This window comes from Enhygromyxa salina (assembly GCF_000737335.2).
Lineage (GTDB): Bacteria > Myxococcota_A > Polyangia > Nannocystales > Nannocystaceae > Plesiocystis > Plesiocystis salina_C.
In genome coordinates this window covers 83,145-98,071 of the sequence record NZ_JMCC02000040.1, presented here as the reverse complement: position 1 = coordinate 98,071, position 14,927 = coordinate 83,145, and the positions used below count along the sequence as shown (strand labels likewise).

The following is a 14,927-nucleotide window of genomic DNA, read 5'->3' as shown; positions in this document are numbered from 1 at the left end:
CTATCGAGTCGGGACCTCGCCTGTCCAGAGGCGATCACCCTATTGCGATGTTGGCCTCACTGAATTTGCATCGTCGTGGGTGATAAGTGCACGCGCGCTGGCACCCGGCCGAGCTGACCCCAGATATCGTCGCCCCAGCAGGTCACCCGCCCGGCGCTGGTTCGCGCGCAGGTGTGATCGGTGCCCGCCGCGAGCTCGACGACGTCGCCAAGCTCGGGCACGGGTCGCCACACCGTGTCTTCGCCGTAGGGGTTGTCCGCCCAGCAGCGGACCACGGGCGAGCTCGATGGCGTTGCCCGTGAGCTCAGGGCGCAGTGGTGCTGGGTGCCGGCGACCAGCTGCGTGACCCGTTCGAGGCCCAGATCCTTGGCTTGGGTTGGCCGGTAGTGGTTGGCCTTGGCCGTCTGCCCGTCGGCGCTCCACTCGGTCTCGGTGTGTCCGACCCAGCAGCTGACCTGGCCCGAGCGCTGCAGCGCGCAGTCGTGGGCGGACGAGCTCGAGACGGCGACCGCGTCGGTGATGGCCTCGAGTCGGGTGAACTCGCGCGGCGGCGGCGACTTGCCGTCCCAAAAGTAGAGCTCCGCAAAGCAGCTGACCCGGCCGCCGCCGTGCACGACACAGCCACGCATGTGTGTGCTCGAGATTGCGGTGGGCGCCTTGATCTGGCGATCGGTCTGGAGCTGGTTGAAGCTCTGTCCGCAGCGCAGCGCGGCGTTGCGACCGTGACCTTCGATCGTGCAAAACGGTGGCGCGCCGGCTGCAAACGCGCTGACGTTGGTCATGGAGTTGTTCGTTGAGAACCCCGCCGCGCTGCCGAACGCGCTCCAGCTGCCGCACTCCAGCGCGCCGCCTGACAGCAAGAAGCACCCCTCCCAGCCGGTGTTGAAGCCCAGCACTTCACCGCTGCTGGGCAGGGTGATCGCAACGGGGGTCGTCGCGTTGACGATGCCAACCTGCTCGAGCATGTCGCTGCCCCAGCAGCGCAGCGCGCCCTGGTTGTCCACCGCACAGCTGGTGTGTCCGCTCGCGGCGATCGACGTGGCGCGCAGATCCTCGAGCGTGTGGGCAGAGAGCGCTTCGTGGCCCAGCCCCTCGCCAAGGTCGAAGCCCCAGCACGCGATTTGATCGTCCCGGGTGAGCGCGCAGCTGAAGTTCTCGGCGACCGAGATGTCCAGCACGCCCTCGAGTCCAGCGACCGGCGCCGCGGACTCGCGCGTGGTCGCGCCGCCATCTCCAAGCTGCCCGTACACGTTTCGCCCCCAGCACAGCGCACGATCATCGAGGGTGCGGGCACATGCGTGGGTGCGGGTGGTGCTGACCGCGGCGACCCCAGCGGCCCCGTCGAGCGCGCGCATGCCCAGGTCTTGCTCGCGCATCAGCGAGACCACGTCGTTCGAGCTGCAGGCCAGCTTGGCGTCGGCCCGGACCACGCACAGGTTGTTCCAGTTCGACAGCGCGATCCCAACCGCGCCGCGGAACCGGCCGACCTCCACGACATCGGGGAGCTCGTCCACGGCGGGGTCGGGCACGATCAGGGGCGCCAGGGGTTGTGCGCTCTGGGTTGGCTGCTGGGCGAACTGTCGCTCGTAGCGGTGCCAGTCTTTGACCGCCTGGCCCCAACAGACCACGTCGCCCTGGCCCGTGAGGCCACACGCGAGGTTGTCGCTGACCGCCATCGCAATGGCGCCGTCGAGCCGGGGCCGGGGGACACCGTAGCCTTCGGCGCTCCAGCACCACAGCTGGCCACCAGCGAGCGCAGCACACGACTCGCTGTCGCTGATCTCGAGGTCGACGGCGTGGGTGATGCCGGGCACGTCATAGACGTGCTGGGAGCCCCAGCGGACCGAGCCCCAGCAGCGCACGCGGCCGCCTTCAACGATCACGCAGGCGCGCGAGCTGGCGGTGGAGATTCGGCGCGCGTCGTGGACCAGCTCGAGGCGTGAGGCCGGGCCCCAGTTGCGGGCGCCGTAGAGCTGGGGGGTGCTCGGCGCTTGCTCGGGGATCTCGCGCAGCCCCATGTCGGCCGCCGGGTCGCGGCCCCAGCAGAACACCGAGCCGGTCCGCTCGACCGCGCAGCCAAACTCCGACTCGACCGAGATGTCGATCCAGCGTGACGTGCCCTTGGGGGTCGCGGCTGTCTCGGCCGTCTCCGGGGCTGCGAGCTCGGGCGTGTTCGTGGATGCCGCGGGATCGAGGGTCGCGCTCGTCCGCGGGGTGCACGCGATCGCCGCGCTACCAAGCGCGAACACCAGCGTGCGCCGTGCCAACATGAGCTCGATGCTATCGCGGGCGCGCAGCGGGGGAAGGGGCGGGGAGCGACACGACGATTCACCGAAATATCGCTGGACTGGAATGCAGAGGCTACGCTGGATCCATGCTCGATATGGCCTCGATGCTCAACGACATATCGGTGGTGTTTTCCGTGAGCAGCAACCTTCGAACCGTGGGCCCGAGGTTGAGTGCGGCGTTGGCGGGGCACCTACCCCTGGTGGAGGTCGAGGTGGCGACGCTCGATCGGGATGGCGGATCCGTGCGCGTGGCGGCCCACGCACCCGGCGTGGACCGACCGTGGATCAGTCGGCGATCAGCCCGATTCTTGGCGAATAAGTGGGTGCAGCGGGCAACTTGGTGCGACGAGCTCGAGCCAGCGCGGGTCGCTGTCACCCCGGTCGCCGCGCGTCTCGCGGTCCCTGTCGGGCCGCATGGGCTGCTCTTGGTCGCGTTTGACACCGAGATTTCGGTGATCTGTGACGAACTGGAGTCCACCGAAATAATGGTGAGCGCGCTCGCGGGCCACTGCGATCGCTTGGGCCAGCTGGACGCCGCGGCGCGGCTTTGTCGCTCGGCTCACCGAAATAGCAGTGGTGCTCCGGAGCAGCCTCGCGACGAGAAGACTGAAATATCGGTGGGTGCTGCTCCTGAAGAGAGCACCGAAATATCAGTGAACACCGTCGAGACCGCGATGCGCACGTGCATATCCCGCGCCCTGCACGCATCTCGCGGACGCATCTACGGCGAAGCCGGCGCCGCGAAGCTGCTTGGGCTCAAGCCCAGCACCTTGCAGAGCAAGATGCGCAAGCTAGGCGTCGAGCGGCGCGACTTCGTTGGCGCCTAGCCCAAATCCCAGGTCTTCATCGAGGCGCCCATTCACGTGGTCGACCTCGGCCTGCCGACGCGCGGCGTCCCAGCCCAGGACCTCGGCCATGCGGTCTGCGAGCGGCTCGATCGCCGCCCGCGGATCCAGCCCGTAGAGCGGCAGCCGCGTGCGCCGATACAGCAGATCCTCGAGCTTGGCCGCGCCCTCTTGCTCGACTGCCCAGCGGACCTCGCCCACGACACAGCTCGAGCCCGCGTGGATCGGCGCGTGGCCAAGGGCCAGGACTTGCTCGGCCTCGGTCCCAAACAAGCGGGCGAGCCGAGCGGCCGTTGGCTTGTCGAGCTCGTAGTGGGTCGAGAGTTGCTTGGCCAAGCTGCCCAGATCGCCGTCAAAGTCGCCACCCGGCAGCGGCGGCTCTTCGGTTGGTTCTGGCAGCGCCTGGCCCAGCCGCTCGGCGACCGAGTCCAGCACCCGCCGCGCCATCCCGCGGTACCCCGTGAGCTTGCCGCCGGCGACCGAGAGGACCCCGAGCGGCCCTTGCAGCAGCTCATCGCGGCGCGACAACTCCGAGGGATTCTTTTGGGTGGGGTCGGCGATCAGTGGCCGCAGCCCAGCCCAGGCACCGACGACATCGCCCAGCCCCAGCGGCCCGCAGCTAAAATAGCGCGGGAGCGGCTCGAGCAAGTACTCGACGTCCTTGCGCTCGATCTTGGGCCAGACCTGGGCGCCGTGCTCGTAGGTGGTGTCGGTGGTGCCGATATAGACAACGTCGCCGCGCCGGATCGCAAAGATCCGACGCTTGTCCGGCGTGTCGAGCACGAGCAGGTTGCGAACCGGCAGCTTGGTCGCCGGGATCGAGATGTGGATGCCCTTGCTCAGGTGCAGCAGCGGCGCGGCCTCGGGGTTCTCGAGCGACAAGATTGACTCGACCCACGGCCCGGCGGCGTTGACGATCACGCGACCGCGGACGCTGAAGCTCTGATCGCTGAGCTCGCAGTGGGCCTCTACGCCGATCGCCCGGTCCCCGCTGCGGATCAGCCCCACGACCCGGGCATGGTTGAGCAGCGTGGCGCCGGCCGCCGCCGCCGAGCGCAGGTTGGCGAGCACCAGGCGCGCGTCGTCGGTCAGGTACTCGCGGTAGGCGAGCGCGTGCGGGTGCAGCTTGCGATCGAGGACCGGCTCTTTCTCGGCCAGCTTGGCCCCGGTCCAGGCCCGGTGGCTGTCTTTGCGATCCACGGCACCCAGGCGCTCATAGGTGGTGACCGCGAGCCGCAAGCTGTACAGCTTGGTCCGGCCCGACATCGGCATCACCATCCAGCGTGGTTCACACAGGTGTGGCGCTGCCCGATAGATCTCTTTGCGCTCGAGCGCGGTCTTGCGGACCAAGTTGATCTCGCCGCGCTCGAGGTAGCGCAGGCCGCCGTGGATCAGCTTGGACGAGCGGCTGGAGGTGCCCGACGCAAAGTCAGCGGCCTCGAGCAGGGCGACGCTCAGACCGCGGCGGGCGGCGTCACGGGCGATGCCGGCGCCCGTGATCCCGCCGCCGATCACGATCAGATCGAAGCTGTCACGGGCAAGGGACTGCAGCGCAGCGCTTCGCTCGAGAGTGGAGATGGTGGCGTTGCTCATCAACTACGCTGTGCGTCAGCGAGACGGCGCGGACGTGGGGCGGGGGAGGCTCGCGTGAACTGAGGCTTTGGACCCGAGGACTTCGGCGATCTGCGCGAGCAAGAATTCGTTCTCTGCTGGGAGCCCGAGCGTGAGGCGGAAGTAGGCGTCGTAGGACTGGCCGTTGGCCGGCTCGAACACCTTGATCGCTACCCCGCGCTGGTGGAGCTTGGCTTTGAGTTCGGCGCCGCGCCGACCATCGGTGAAGCGACCCAAGACAAAGTTGGCCTGCGACGGAAAGGTCTGCAACCCCGGGATCCGCGACAATCCAGCGTAGAGCTGCTCGCGGCCGACCCGAGCTTGCTCCCGGATGAAGGGCAGGTGCTCGGCGTCCTCGAGTGCCGCGACACCCAGCTCTTCTTGCAGGGTGCCGAGCCGGTAGTCGGTCAGCTGCCGCTCGAGATCGGTGACAAAGCTGGGCTTGGCGAGCAGGTAGCCGATCCGCACGGCCGCGAGCCCGTAGGCGAACGAGAAGGTCCGGCTGACCAGCAAGTTGGGGTAGCGCGGGACCAGGCTGGCAAAGTAGTCGTGGGTGTTGGGGTCGACGTACTGAACGTAGGCCTCGTCGATCCAAAACCTGGACTCTGGGTAGCGCTCGAGCAGCGGGACCAGCTCGTTGCGTTGCACGAGCACGTTGCCGGTCGGGTTGTTGGGGTTGACGATGTAGACCAGGCCAGCGCCACGCTCGAGCCGACGCTCGAGCCGAGACACGTCAAACCGGAAGTCGTCGCCGGGATCGAGCGCCAACATGTCGACGTGCATCCCGCCCTCGGCCGCCTTCTTGGGCACCTTCGAGTAGGTGAAGCGCGGCGTGATGATCGGGAAGCCGTCGCGCTTGACGACGTGGCGGAGCACCCGCCGCGGCGAGTCGAGCACGCGCTGCTTGAGCAGATAGGGGATCGCTAACTTGAGGATCGGCCCGGTGCCGTTGTGCAAGAACACGTGCTCGGGGCTGACCTGATCGGCCGCCGCGATCGCCTCTCGCAGGGGGGCGTTGTCGGGTGACGAGTAGTTGCGAAAGTCGGTGCGCTCGGTGTAGCGACGGAGCAGATCGATGCACCGCTGGGGGGCATAGGTCCCGTCGTTGAGCCCCAGGTTGAGGGGCAGGGTCACGCCGACTGGCGCGGACGCACGGTCTTGCATCGGGCTGAACATCATGGCTCTGGCGCAGGCATGAAAGCACTTTGCCGGCCCGCGCTAAACCGCCCCAGACCCGGCGTTCAGCGATGGCCCCAAACAGCCCGTGGAAGGCCCTGAACGATGGCTGTGAAGGCTTGGCCGCAGCGGGCGAGCAAGCGCTCACACACTTGGCGCCCGCGTGAAGACCATTCACCCGCGCGGAAATTCAACCTGAGAGCGGGGCCGCCGTCCGCGTGGAGCTGCTACCCAACCCGCTTCGTCCGCGCTTCGATCGGGGTCGCCGCCGCGAGCCGCTGCAGGTCGTGGACGTGTTGTGGACCAAGCACCTGCGCGGCTGGAGGCAGCGAGCGTTGCTCGTGGGCCGCCGCGCCAAACGACACGACCGAGGCGACCGTCAGCAGGGCGCTCGGGACCACCGCCGCGAGCACGGGCACATTGAGGATCAATAGCAGGGGGATCATCAGCAGCGCGAGCAAGCTGAGCTTCATGGGGCGCTGCGAGTGTCGTGATTGTGGAGCTGTGGTGTTCATGGCGGCGGCTGGCAAAGCGTGTGTTCGCAGTGCTCGCGGTCAAGTTGCAATTTCGCCGCTGGGTCCAGTGCAAATGGCACGGGTGGCCAACTTTGTGTCCGCTGGCGGATCGAGTTGCAGGATCGCGGGCGTTCGACACGCCGCGAAATGAGTGTAGATCTGATGAGGACCCTTACCGTTTGGAGTGTTGCCATGAGTTCTCGAGCCCCAAAACAAGCTGAATCGGAATTTGATGACCTTCTCGGCCAACTCGTCGACGAGCTGGCCATGACCCCGCCCAGCCAGTCGGCGGTCGCGTTGGTCCCCGACATCGAGCCGAAGCCGGCGGTGCGGGTGGACTCGACCCACGAAATGGCCACCGCGGCGGCCGCGGCAGCCGGCGTGATCCCCCCGGCGCCCACCTCCAACTCCACCGTCAAGATCGTCGGTATCATCGCAGCGTCGCTCACGGCAGTCGCCGTAGCGGCGCTCGTCACGTTTGGGGGTGGTGGCGGTGAAGTCAACGATGAGGCGCCGATCGTCGCCGAAGACACCGCCGCGCAGCAACAAGAGCAGGCCCAGGCCGCTGCAGCGCACCGGCTCGCGGTCGAGCAGGCCCAGGCCCAGGCGATGGCCGCCGAGCGAGCCGAGGTCCAGGCCGCCTACGCCCGAGTCGAAGCGCAGCGGCTCACCGCCCAGCTAAAAGCCGAAGAGCTGGCCGCCAAGTCCAAGCCCAAGCCGCGGGTCCGCAACAAGCCCAAGCCCAAGCCCAAGCCGACGCCCAAGGCCCCTGGCAGCGACTTCGACAACCTCTGAGCGCGCTGCGTTGCGGGTGGGCGAGGCTTCTCGCCTACTCGTGGGCGGCCGCTCGTCGCGGGGCGTCATCAGCGGGCTGGGCTTGGCCGCTGATGCGGTGTAGACCCCGCGCCCATGGCCCGCGGTCGTCGACGCAAGAAGTGGGAGCCCGAGCGCGGGGTCGTGGGTGAGCTCGATCGCCGCGGTCGCGCGATCCTGCCAGCCGGTGAAGGCGGGCGGCCGCGAGAGGCCCGCGTCGATGGAGCGCTGCCGGGTGAGTCGGTCGAGCTGCTCCGAGCCGAGCGCGAAGGCCAAAACGACGCAGCTCGCACCGTTCAGGTGTTCGAGCCCGCTGCCACGCGCGTCGAGGCTCGCTGCCGTCACTACGGCCTGTGCGGAGGCTGCTCGCTGATGCACATGGATCACGACGCGCAGATCGCCTTCAAGCAGGCGCTGCTGCTCGCCGACTTCGCCGAGCACGGCGTCACGCCCGAGCGCGTGCTGCCGGCGCTGCGTGGACCGGCGTTTGGCTACCGCAGGCGCGCGAGGTTGGGCGCGAAGCTGGTCCCCAAGAAGGGCAAGGTGTTGGTCGGCTTCCGCGAGAAAGATCGCCGCTTCGTGGCTGATCTCTCTGGCTGCGAGGTGCTCGCGAGTCCGGCGAATCCTGCGCAGGGGAACGATCCCGACAGCTTGATCCCCGCGCTCGCTGTGTTGATCGAGTCGCTGAGCGTGGCGTCCCGGACCCCACAGATCGAAGTGTCGGTCGGCGACGACGAGCTCGCGCTGGTGTTTCGGGTGTTGGATCCCCCGAGCGAAGCCGACCTCGAGCGACTGCGCGCGTTCGAGGCAGAGCGTGGCGTCAGGGTGTTCTTGCAGCCCGGCGGGCTCGACACCGTCGCGCCGCTGGACCCCGCGCGCGGGGATCTGCTGCACTACTCGCTGCCCGAGTTCGACGTGAAGATCGGCTTTCGTCCAACCGACTTCGTGCAGGTCAACGCGCCGCTCAACCGCGCGATGATCAGCCGGGCCGTGGAGCTCCTCGAGCTCGAGCCAGGTCACCGCGTGCTCGACCTATTTTGCGGGCTCGGCAATTTCAGCCTGCCGATCGCCCGCCACGCCGGGCACGTGGTCGGGATCGAGGGCGACGCCGCGCTGATCGAGCGGGCGCGGGCCAACGCCGCGGCCAACGGCATGACCAACCTGAGCTTCGAGCAGCGCGACCTGTACCAAGAGCCCGCGGCGCTCGAGTGGCCGACCGGCCCCTTCGATCGCGTGCTCCTGGATCCGCCGCGTTCCGGCGCCGCCGGGATCGTCGAGCACTTCGAGGCGATCGCGGCCAAGCGCGTCGTGTATGTGGCGTGCTCGCCCGAGACCCTGGCCCGCGACGCGGCCAGCTTGATCTCGCGCCACGGCTACCGGCTGCTCGCCGCGGGCGTGATGGACATGTTCCCGCACACCGCCCACGTCGAGTCGATCGCCGTGTTCGAGCGCTGAAGCGTGGGGCATGCAGGGTTCACGCGCTGCGCAGCGACTCGAACCACGCGCGCAGTAGCGGCGCGCGGCTGGGCGGCGGCAGGTTGCTGTGATCGTCGAAGCGCCAGCCGTTGAGCCACAAGCGGACCCCACGCAGCCGCGCGAGGTCGCGGTGCAGGCTCTCGATGTCGAGCTCGAGCGGCGCGACGCGGGCGAGCAGCTGCGGCGCCGCTGGGTCCTGCTCGATCAGCGCGAGGCGATAGCGAAGCCGGCCCTCGACGCGGATGCGCTCGAGATCGTCGCCAAACGCTGCGACCGCGCGCTCGAGCAGCAGCGGGAAGCGCCGCGCGTTCGAGCTGCGAAACTCGAGCGCGAGCATGCGTGGGTAGACCACGCGATCGGGACGCTCGCGGGCGACGCCGTGGCGGATCGCGGCGAACACCGCCTCGACGACCCCCGGTGTGCCGGTTGGGAGCGCCAGCAGCACATCGACGGCGGCCGCGTCCCGCTGCTGGCCCAGCGCATTGACGATCCGCCGCATGCGACCTGGCACCAGCACGCTCAGCTCGAGCACGCGTTGGCACGCCGCCGCATCGAGCGGCCCAGTGGTGGCGAGTGAGAGCAGCGCGTCGAGCTCGGTGAGCGCGGCTTGTCGCTGCTCCTCGCTCACCACCGCTCGCGCACCGCTCGTTGCATCTCTAGTTTTTGCTCGCGCTCTTTGATTGAAGCCCGCTTGTCGTGGACTTTCTTGCCGCGCGCGAGCCCGATCAACACCTTGATGTTGCGGCCCTTGAGGTACATCGCCAGCGGGATGATCGTCAGGCCCTGCAGCTTGACGGCGTCGCGCAGATGGTCGAGCTCGCGCCGATGCAGCAGGATCTTACGGGGCCGCAACGGCGGGTGGTTGCGGGCGTGGGCCTGGACGAACTCGGCCACGTGGGCCTGCATCAAGAACAGCTCGTCGCCGCGGAACTGGCAGAACGCCTCTTTGAGGCTCACCCGATGATCACGGATCGACTTGACCTCGCTGCCGTGGAGCATGATGCCGGCCTCGAGCTCTTCGTGGATCTCGAACTCGTGCCGCGCCTTGCGGTTGTCCTCGATCGTCTCATCGCCGAGCTGGCGCTTTTTCTTGGTGCGGGCCAAGGGCAGCAACCTATGCAAGCCCGCGCCGGTCGTCACCCCCCAACCGCACAAACGCAAGAATTTGTGGGCGGACCCCCGTTGCGGGCGCGCGCGCTGGCGGCACTGCGCCGGCCGCGATGGCGGCAGGGTACTAGAATTGGAGACGCCGGAGCACGTCGCCATGTGGGCAGACGTGTCCGGCGACCACCGGGCTGTGAGTTGCTCCGCGCCGCGAAGTGAAACACCCCGCGTCGGACCCGGGCTCAGACTTCGCGGGCGATCGCGTAGCTCTTGGACAGATCTGGATCGCGGGCGATCTCGTAGAGCATCGCCTCGAAGCTGTCGCGGTCGAGGCCGGCCTCATCGAGGATCTTGTCCGCCGCGGCTGGATCGTTGGCGATCATGTTGGCGACGTTGACGGCCTTCTCGACCTTGGGGTCGAGCGCGGGCGCGTCAACGGCGTCGTCGGGCTTGTCGGCGTTGGCGAGCTTGTCGGCGTCGGCGGGCTTGGCACCCGGATCGGCCTTGGCTTGCTTGTCGGCCTTGGCCGGCTCGGCCTTGTCACAGGCGCCAAGCGTGAGGGCGAGGCCCATCATGGCGGTGGTGATGATCGTGCGCATGGTCATGGCTCCGTTCCTCACTTGGGACCTTGCTTGCCGGGCTTGCCGCCGTGCTTTTGCAGCTTCTCGTCGCGTTTCTCGAGCTTCTCGTCGCGCTTCTCGAGCTTCTCGTCGCGCTTCTCGAGCATCTCTTCGCGCTTCTCGAGCCTCTCTTCGCGCTTCTCGAGCCTCTCGTCCATCTTGTCGGCGTGCTCGTCCATCTTCTCGGCGTGCTCGTCCATCTTCTCGCCGTGCTTGGCCATCTTGTTGGCCTTCTTGGCTTGTTTCCAGATGGCCTTGGCCTCTGCGTGCCGCTCCTCGGCCTTTGCGACCATCTTGTCGTGGCGCTCCTTACCTTCGAAGCGGAGCTCTTTACCCTCTTCGTGTAGCTGCTTGCGCTTGGCGTGCAACGCCTTGCGATGTGCGTGATGCTTGATCGCCAGCTCTTTGATCTTTGTGTCGAGTTCGGCCTTCTCTTCGTCGGTCAACTCGGCGAAGTCTTCCTTGCGATCACGGATCAGCGCAGCAAGCTCCTTGCCCCGCACGCCCTCGGCGATCTGCACCTTGACCCACAGGCCAAACGCTTTGCGCTTGCCCTTGCCGCGGAAGTGCTCGGCTTCGTCGTCGAGGGCCTCGGTGATGATCGCGGCGGACACCGCGGATTGCTCGGCGGCGTCGAGGGCCTCGGTGATCTCGGCCTCTTCGAGCCCAGCGTCGCGGGCTTCGTCGGCGGCGATCGGGAGGTCGATGACCATCAAGATGTCGTCATCGAGGGCCTCTTCATCGCTGACCTCGACGGCGACCTCGGCTTCGACTGTGGGGGGAGCGGCGATCGCCGGAATCGCGAGGGCGAGCGGCAGGACCACCAATATCGACTTGAGAACGACTTGTTTCATGAGAGACCTCGTGGGGGGGGGGTCGCGCAGTGTAACGCAGATGTGGGACGACGGCGCACATGGAGCCATTGCCAGTCGCACGCCAATCGAAGCGGGGGCTCGGGGGTTCAGGTGCTACAGTTCCACGATGCCGGATCAGGCACCGCGGGCGCGTCGCCTTGCTCCACCTCGAGTTCAGTCGCGGTTAGCGGGGTCGAGTCCGCTCGCGCCCCGGTCGACCGCGAAGGCGGCGAAGTCCAGCTTTGGCGCGCTGTTCGAGCACTATGGCGTGGGTGTTGAATCCACCCACGGGCAGCCCCAGCCGGTCGTGGATGGACGCCCGTGCGCCGGCTGTGGCTGGCTGTTGCGCGCCGATGAAACGGGCGCTTGTGTGCTGTGCGGAGCCGCGAGCAAGCAAGAGTGAGCTGAAGCAGCCTAGGCGGTCTTTTCCAGGCCCTGATCCCAGCGGCCCGAGCAGGCCGCGGAATTGGCCTTTGCGCGCTGGAAGAACGCCTTTTGGCCAGCGGCGAATTGCTCCGGCTTGCCACCCCATGCCTTGAGCGCGCCCTGCTGCAGCGCGCGGCCGTACGAGAAGCTCAGCTCCCACGGGGTGTCCACGTGCAGACCGTTCATCGCGTTGAGGTGCGCGGTCGCAAGCACGTCGTCCTGGCCACCAGACAAGAACACGATGCCGGGCACGGCGGCGGGCACGTTGCGCAGCAGGCACCGCATGGTTCGTTCTGCGACCTCGCTGATGCTGGCCTGGCTCGCGGACTCAGTGCCCGAGATGACCATGTTTGGCTTGAGCAAGATTCCCTCGAGCAGCACGTCGTGACGCCGCAGCGCGGTGAAGACCTCGCCGAGGGTGCGAGAGGTGACCTGTTCGCAGCGATCGATGTCGTGGCCGCCGTCCATCAGGACCTCTGGCTCGACGATCGGGACGATCTCGGCCTCTTGGCAGAGCGCGGCGTAGTGGGCCAGCGCGTGGGCGTTGGCGACAATGCACGCCTCGCTGGGGATGCCGTCGCCGATCGTAATCACGGCGCGCCACTTGGCGAAGCGGGCGCCTTGCTCACGGAAGCCAACCAGCCGCTCACGCAGGCCGTCGAGGCCCGAGGTGACCAGCTCGTTGTTGTGCAGCGCGAGCGGCTTGGCGCCCAGGTCAACCTTGATGCCGGGGATGATCCCGCGCTCGGTCAGCGCTTCGGTGAACAGCTTGCCTTCACTGGTGCGCTGGCCAAGGGTCTCTTCGAACATGATCACGCCCGAGATGTAGGCCTCGACCCCGGGGGTGGAGAACAGCAAGTCCCGATAGCTGCGGCGGTTCTCCTCGGTGTTCTCGACCCCGATCGACGCGAGCCGCTTGCCGATCGTCGAGAAGCTCTCGTCGGCGGCCAAGATGCCCTTGGCCGGGGCTACGAGTTCGCGTGCAGTGCTGGTCAGCGTGTCCTGATTCATGATCGTCGCTCTCGCCCCGCTCATCGCGGAATCGGTTTGGACAGTCGCTGGCAGCCGCGGCGAAGTCAAGAGCGCGGATTGTGCTGGGTGGGCCCGCGTGCGTGATGGCTCGATCGCGCCCGTGGAGGGCTGGGGCGGACGGTGCAACGCGTAACCGGTGGCTCCGCGCGGCCGTAGCCCCGTGGAGTAGGGTCGATCGATCATGAGCGCGACCAGGCGAAGCGGACTCCTCGACGAGCAGACCCAGGCGGCCCAACGCCGGGAAGATCGGCGGCGCTTCATCAAGCTGGCCGCAGCTGGGACCACGATCGCGGCGCTCGGTGGCTACTACTTCTTGGCCCCGGACGAGCAGACCAAGGCCGCGCGGCGCGAGCGGTTGCCGGACGGCCGCGCCCGACTGCCGCCCGGGCAAAAGGTCATCGAGCAGCTCAAGCCAATGGGGGGGAGCCGCGGCGACATCCGCAAGTCGGCGTTTCGTCTGCGGGTTCATGGCGCCGTCGATGCGCCGTTCGAGATCGACTTCACCGAGCTCTTGTCGCTGCCCCAGGTGGAGCTCGATCTCGATGTTCACTGTGTCACGGGGTGGTCGCGGCTCGGTGCCCGCTGGCAAGGTGTGCGCTTGGCCGAGCTGGCCGCCCGCGCCCAGGTCCGGCCCACGGCCCGCCATGTGATCCTCGAGGCCGCGCACGGGTATACGGCCAACGTTCCGCTAGATGATGCGCTCGCCGATGACTCGCTCGTGGCCCATCGCTACGAAGGCGAGTCCCTGGCCAGCCAAAATGGCGCGCCCGCGCGCGCCCTGATCCCGCACCTCTACTTTTGGAAGAGCGCGAAGTGGCTCGAGGGCGTTCGCTTCGTCGAGCGTGACGAGCCTGGCTTCTGGGAGGTCCGCGGCTATCACAACCGCGCCGATCCGTGGCTGGAACAACGCTACGGATGAGATGATGGCCAGACCCATGGCCGACGAGACACGCCCCGCAGATCAACCCGCGCGCGAGCGCAAACCCGTACGCTGGCGCCCCCGGCTGCGCTCACTGCATCGAGATCTTGGCTACCTCGTCGTGGGGCTGACCTTTGTCTACGCGTGCTCGGGGCTGGCGGTGAACCATATCGAGGATTGGGATCCCAACTACACCCAGTTCGAAACCACGCATGTGCTCGCAGCGCCGCTGCCCGAAGACGAACAGGAGGCCGCGCGGATGGTGCTCGCGCAGCTTGGGATCGAGGAGCAACCAAGCGACGTGTTCTTGTACGAGCAAGAGCTCGAGATCCAGCTGGAAGACCGATCGCTGTTCGTCGACGGCGCGAAGATGACGATCCTCGATCGCGGCCAGCACCAGCGTCCGCTGCTGCGCCTGGCCAACTGGCTGCACCTCAACCGCGGCAAGCAAGCCTGGACAGTGGTCGCCGATGGCTACGCGCTGTTGCTGTTGTTTCTAGCCAGCTCGGGGATGCTGATGCTGCCGGGCAAGAAGGGCATGGCGGGGCGCGGCTGGATCTTGGTGCTGGCGGGCGCCGCGATCCCGATTGGGTACGTGGTGCTGTCCGGCGGCCCTTAGTCCCGACTCTAGCGGGGCGCTCACTTGCGCTTGTAGGTGAGGTCGTACTCGACCGGCACCGGGAGCTGCGACGAGATGATCTTGACCTTGATGGTCAGGCGGCTGCCGTCGGCGCTGAGCTTGAACTCGTTGTGGCGGTCGCCGCCGACCCCGTCGAGCAGCTCCACCAGCTTGGTCCCGCGCATGCGATGGCTGACCTTGACCTTGTCGCCGTGCGCGGACTCGGTCTTGTGAGGCGTGCCGTCCAGCTTGGCCCGGTGTCCGTCCCCGTCGAACAAGATCGCCACCGACTCGTCGTCGACGCGGATCGAGAGGTTTTTCAGGATCGGGTTGCTCTGTTGCAAGCGCTGACGCCCGAGCTTGCGGACCATGGGGTTGAGCGCGGCGACCGAGGTCTCGATCGCTGCCGTGACGCCATCTCGCTGTTTTTGGCCGCCGTCGAACACAAAATCGCCATCGAAGGCGCGCGCGTGTTCGAGCGTGTCTTGATTGACGACCGCAGGGACCGGGAGGTCACGGTCATGCAGACCGCCAGCCCACACCTCGGAGCCAACGGCAAACCCACCAACGAGTACAACCAAAGATCCTAGTGACAGGGCGCACGCGAGTTTAAGAGTGCTCACGGCTCC

15 protein-coding genes are annotated in these 14,927 nt (G+C 67.5%); 5 read left to right on the top strand and 10 right to left on the bottom strand.

Annotated features, from left to right (window positions below; all coding sequences use genetic code 11):
• Positions 1-56: 56 nt before the first annotated feature.
• On the bottom strand, positions 57-2,270 hold the full coding sequence (locus DB30_RS16710; protein ID WP_052550046.1) for an RCC1 domain-containing protein: 2,214 nt from the start codon (positions 2,268-2,270) through the stop codon (positions 57-59).
• 197 nt (positions 2,271-2,467) lie between these two features.
• On the opposite strand from DB30_RS16710, the gene DB30_RS16705 reads away from it, so the two are divergent.
• Positions 2,468-3,115: a hypothetical protein gene (locus DB30_RS16705; protein ID WP_165703798.1), complete on the top strand. Its 648-nt coding sequence runs from the start codon at positions 2,468-2,470 to the stop codon at positions 3,113-3,115.
• Here DB30_RS16705 and DB30_RS16700 read toward each other — a convergent pair.
• The 3 genes from DB30_RS16700 to DB30_RS16690 form a co-directional block, all read right to left on the bottom strand.
• Complete coding sequence (locus DB30_RS16700; protein WP_052550042.1) at positions 3,080-4,726, bottom strand: glycerol-3-phosphate dehydrogenase/oxidase; 1,647 nt, start codon at positions 4,724-4,726, stop codon at positions 3,080-3,082. The two genes, DB30_RS16705 and DB30_RS16700, sit on opposite strands and share 36 nt — an antisense overlap.
• A gap of 15 nt (positions 4,727-4,741) precedes the next feature.
• Positions 4,742-5,908 (bottom strand): pyridoxal phosphate-dependent aminotransferase, encoded by a 1,167-nt coding sequence (locus DB30_RS16695; RefSeq protein WP_165703807.1) that lies wholly within the window; start codon positions 5,906-5,908, stop codon positions 4,742-4,744.
• Positions 5,909-6,147: 239 nt separating this feature from the next.
• A complete protein-coding gene (locus DB30_RS16690) occupies positions 6,148-6,393 on the bottom strand; it encodes a hypothetical protein (protein ID WP_052550039.1) in 246 nt (81 codons plus the stop codon).
• A 234-nt stretch (positions 6,394-6,627) separates the two neighbouring features.
• On the opposite strand from DB30_RS16690, the gene DB30_RS16685 reads away from it, so the two are divergent.
• Positions 6,628-7,230, top strand: coding sequence for a hypothetical protein (locus DB30_RS16685; RefSeq protein WP_205633003.1), 603 nt, complete (start codon positions 6,628-6,630; stop codon positions 7,228-7,230).
• 114 nt (positions 7,231-7,344) lie between these two features.
• Positions 7,345-8,703 (top strand): 23S rRNA (uracil(1939)-C(5))-methyltransferase RlmD, encoded by a 1,359-nt coding sequence (gene rlmD, locus DB30_RS16680; protein WP_052550035.1) that lies wholly within the window; start codon positions 7,345-7,347, stop codon positions 8,701-8,703.
• A gap of 19 nt (positions 8,704-8,722) precedes the next feature.
• On the opposite strand, the gene DB30_RS16675 is transcribed toward rlmD, so the two are convergent.
• The 5 genes from DB30_RS16675 to DB30_RS16655 form a co-directional block, all read right to left on the bottom strand.
• Positions 8,723-9,352 (bottom strand): hypothetical protein, encoded by a 630-nt coding sequence (locus DB30_RS16675; protein ID WP_146659254.1) that lies wholly within the window; start codon positions 9,350-9,352, stop codon positions 8,723-8,725.
• Positions 9,349-9,828: an SsrA-binding protein SmpB gene (gene smpB, locus DB30_RS16670; RefSeq protein ID WP_052550031.1), complete on the bottom strand. Its 480-nt coding sequence runs from the start codon at positions 9,826-9,828 to the stop codon at positions 9,349-9,351. The genes DB30_RS16675 and smpB overlap by 4 nt, the downstream gene beginning before the upstream one ends.
• 242 nt (positions 9,829-10,070) lie before the next feature.
• Entirely contained in the window at positions 10,071-10,433 is a 363-nt protein-coding gene (locus DB30_RS16665; protein WP_052550029.1) for a hypothetical protein, read from the bottom strand.
• A gap of 11 nt (positions 10,434-10,444) precedes the next feature.
• Complete coding sequence (locus tag DB30_RS16660; protein ID WP_165703806.1) at positions 10,445-11,302, bottom strand: hypothetical protein; 858 nt, start codon at positions 11,300-11,302, stop codon at positions 10,445-10,447.
• A 414-nt stretch (positions 11,303-11,716) separates the two neighbouring features.
• Positions 11,717-12,739: a class I fructose-bisphosphate aldolase gene (locus DB30_RS16655; RefSeq protein ID WP_052550025.1), complete on the bottom strand. Its 1,023-nt coding sequence runs from the start codon at positions 12,737-12,739 to the stop codon at positions 11,717-11,719.
• 202 nt (positions 12,740-12,941) lie between these two features.
• Between DB30_RS16655 and DB30_RS16650 the strand changes: the two genes are divergently transcribed.
• Both DB30_RS16650 and DB30_RS16645 read left to right on the top strand, forming a co-directional pair.
• Positions 12,942-13,679 carry a molybdopterin-dependent oxidoreductase gene (locus DB30_RS16650; protein WP_052550024.1) on the top strand — a complete coding sequence of 246 codons (738 nt, stop codon included), beginning with the start codon at positions 12,942-12,944 and terminating at the stop codon, positions 13,677-13,679.
• A gap of 16 nt (positions 13,680-13,695) precedes the next feature.
• Positions 13,696-14,298 (top strand): hypothetical protein, encoded by a 603-nt coding sequence (locus tag DB30_RS16645; protein ID WP_146659251.1) that lies wholly within the window; start codon positions 13,696-13,698, stop codon positions 14,296-14,298.
• A 20-nt stretch (positions 14,299-14,318) separates the two neighbouring features.
• On the opposite strand, the gene DB30_RS16640 is transcribed toward DB30_RS16645, so the two are convergent.
• The gene (locus DB30_RS16640; protein WP_146659249.1) at positions 14,319-14,921 is read right to left on the bottom strand and encodes a hypothetical protein; all 603 of its coding nucleotides are present in this window, start codon (positions 14,919-14,921) and stop codon (positions 14,319-14,321) included.
• Between the last annotated feature and the right edge of the window lie 6 nt (positions 14,922-14,927).

Coding starts and splice junctions, on each gene's coding strand:
- DB30_RS16690 (WP_052550039.1), bottom strand. CDS start 6,393: ATGAAGCTCAGCTTGCTCGCGCTGCTGATGATCCCCCTGCTATTGATC.
- DB30_RS16700 (WP_052550042.1), bottom strand. CDS start 4,726: ATGAGCAACGCCACCATCTCCACTCTCGAGCGAAGCGCTGCGCTGCAG.
- DB30_RS16685 (WP_205633003.1), top strand. CDS start 6,628: ATGAGTTCTCGAGCCCCAAAACAAGCTGAATCGGAATTTGATGACCTT.
- DB30_RS16645 (WP_146659251.1), top strand. CDS start 13,696: ATGGCCGACGAGACACGCCCCGCAGATCAACCCGCGCGCGAGCGCAAA.
- DB30_RS16695 (WP_165703807.1), bottom strand. CDS start 5,908: ATGCAAGACCGTGCGTCCGCGCCAGTCGGCGTGACCCTGCCCCTCAAC.
- DB30_RS16650 (WP_052550024.1), top strand. CDS start 12,942: ATGAGCGCGACCAGGCGAAGCGGACTCCTCGACGAGCAGACCCAGGCG.
- DB30_RS16710 (WP_052550046.1), bottom strand. CDS start 2,270: ATGTTGGCACGGCGCACGCTGGTGTTCGCGCTTGGTAGCGCGGCGATC.
- DB30_RS16655 (WP_052550025.1), bottom strand. CDS start 12,739: ATGAATCAGGACACGCTGACCAGCACTGCACGCGAACTCGTAGCCCCG.
- DB30_RS16665 (WP_052550029.1), bottom strand. CDS start 10,433: ATGACCATGCGCACGATCATCACCACCGCCATGATGGGCCTCGCCCTC.
- rlmD (WP_052550035.1), top strand. CDS start 7,345: ATGGCCCGCGGTCGTCGACGCAAGAAGTGGGAGCCCGAGCGCGGGGTC.
- DB30_RS16660 (WP_165703806.1), bottom strand. CDS start 11,302: ATGAAACAAGTCGTTCTCAAGTCGATATTGGTGGTCCTGCCGCTCGCC.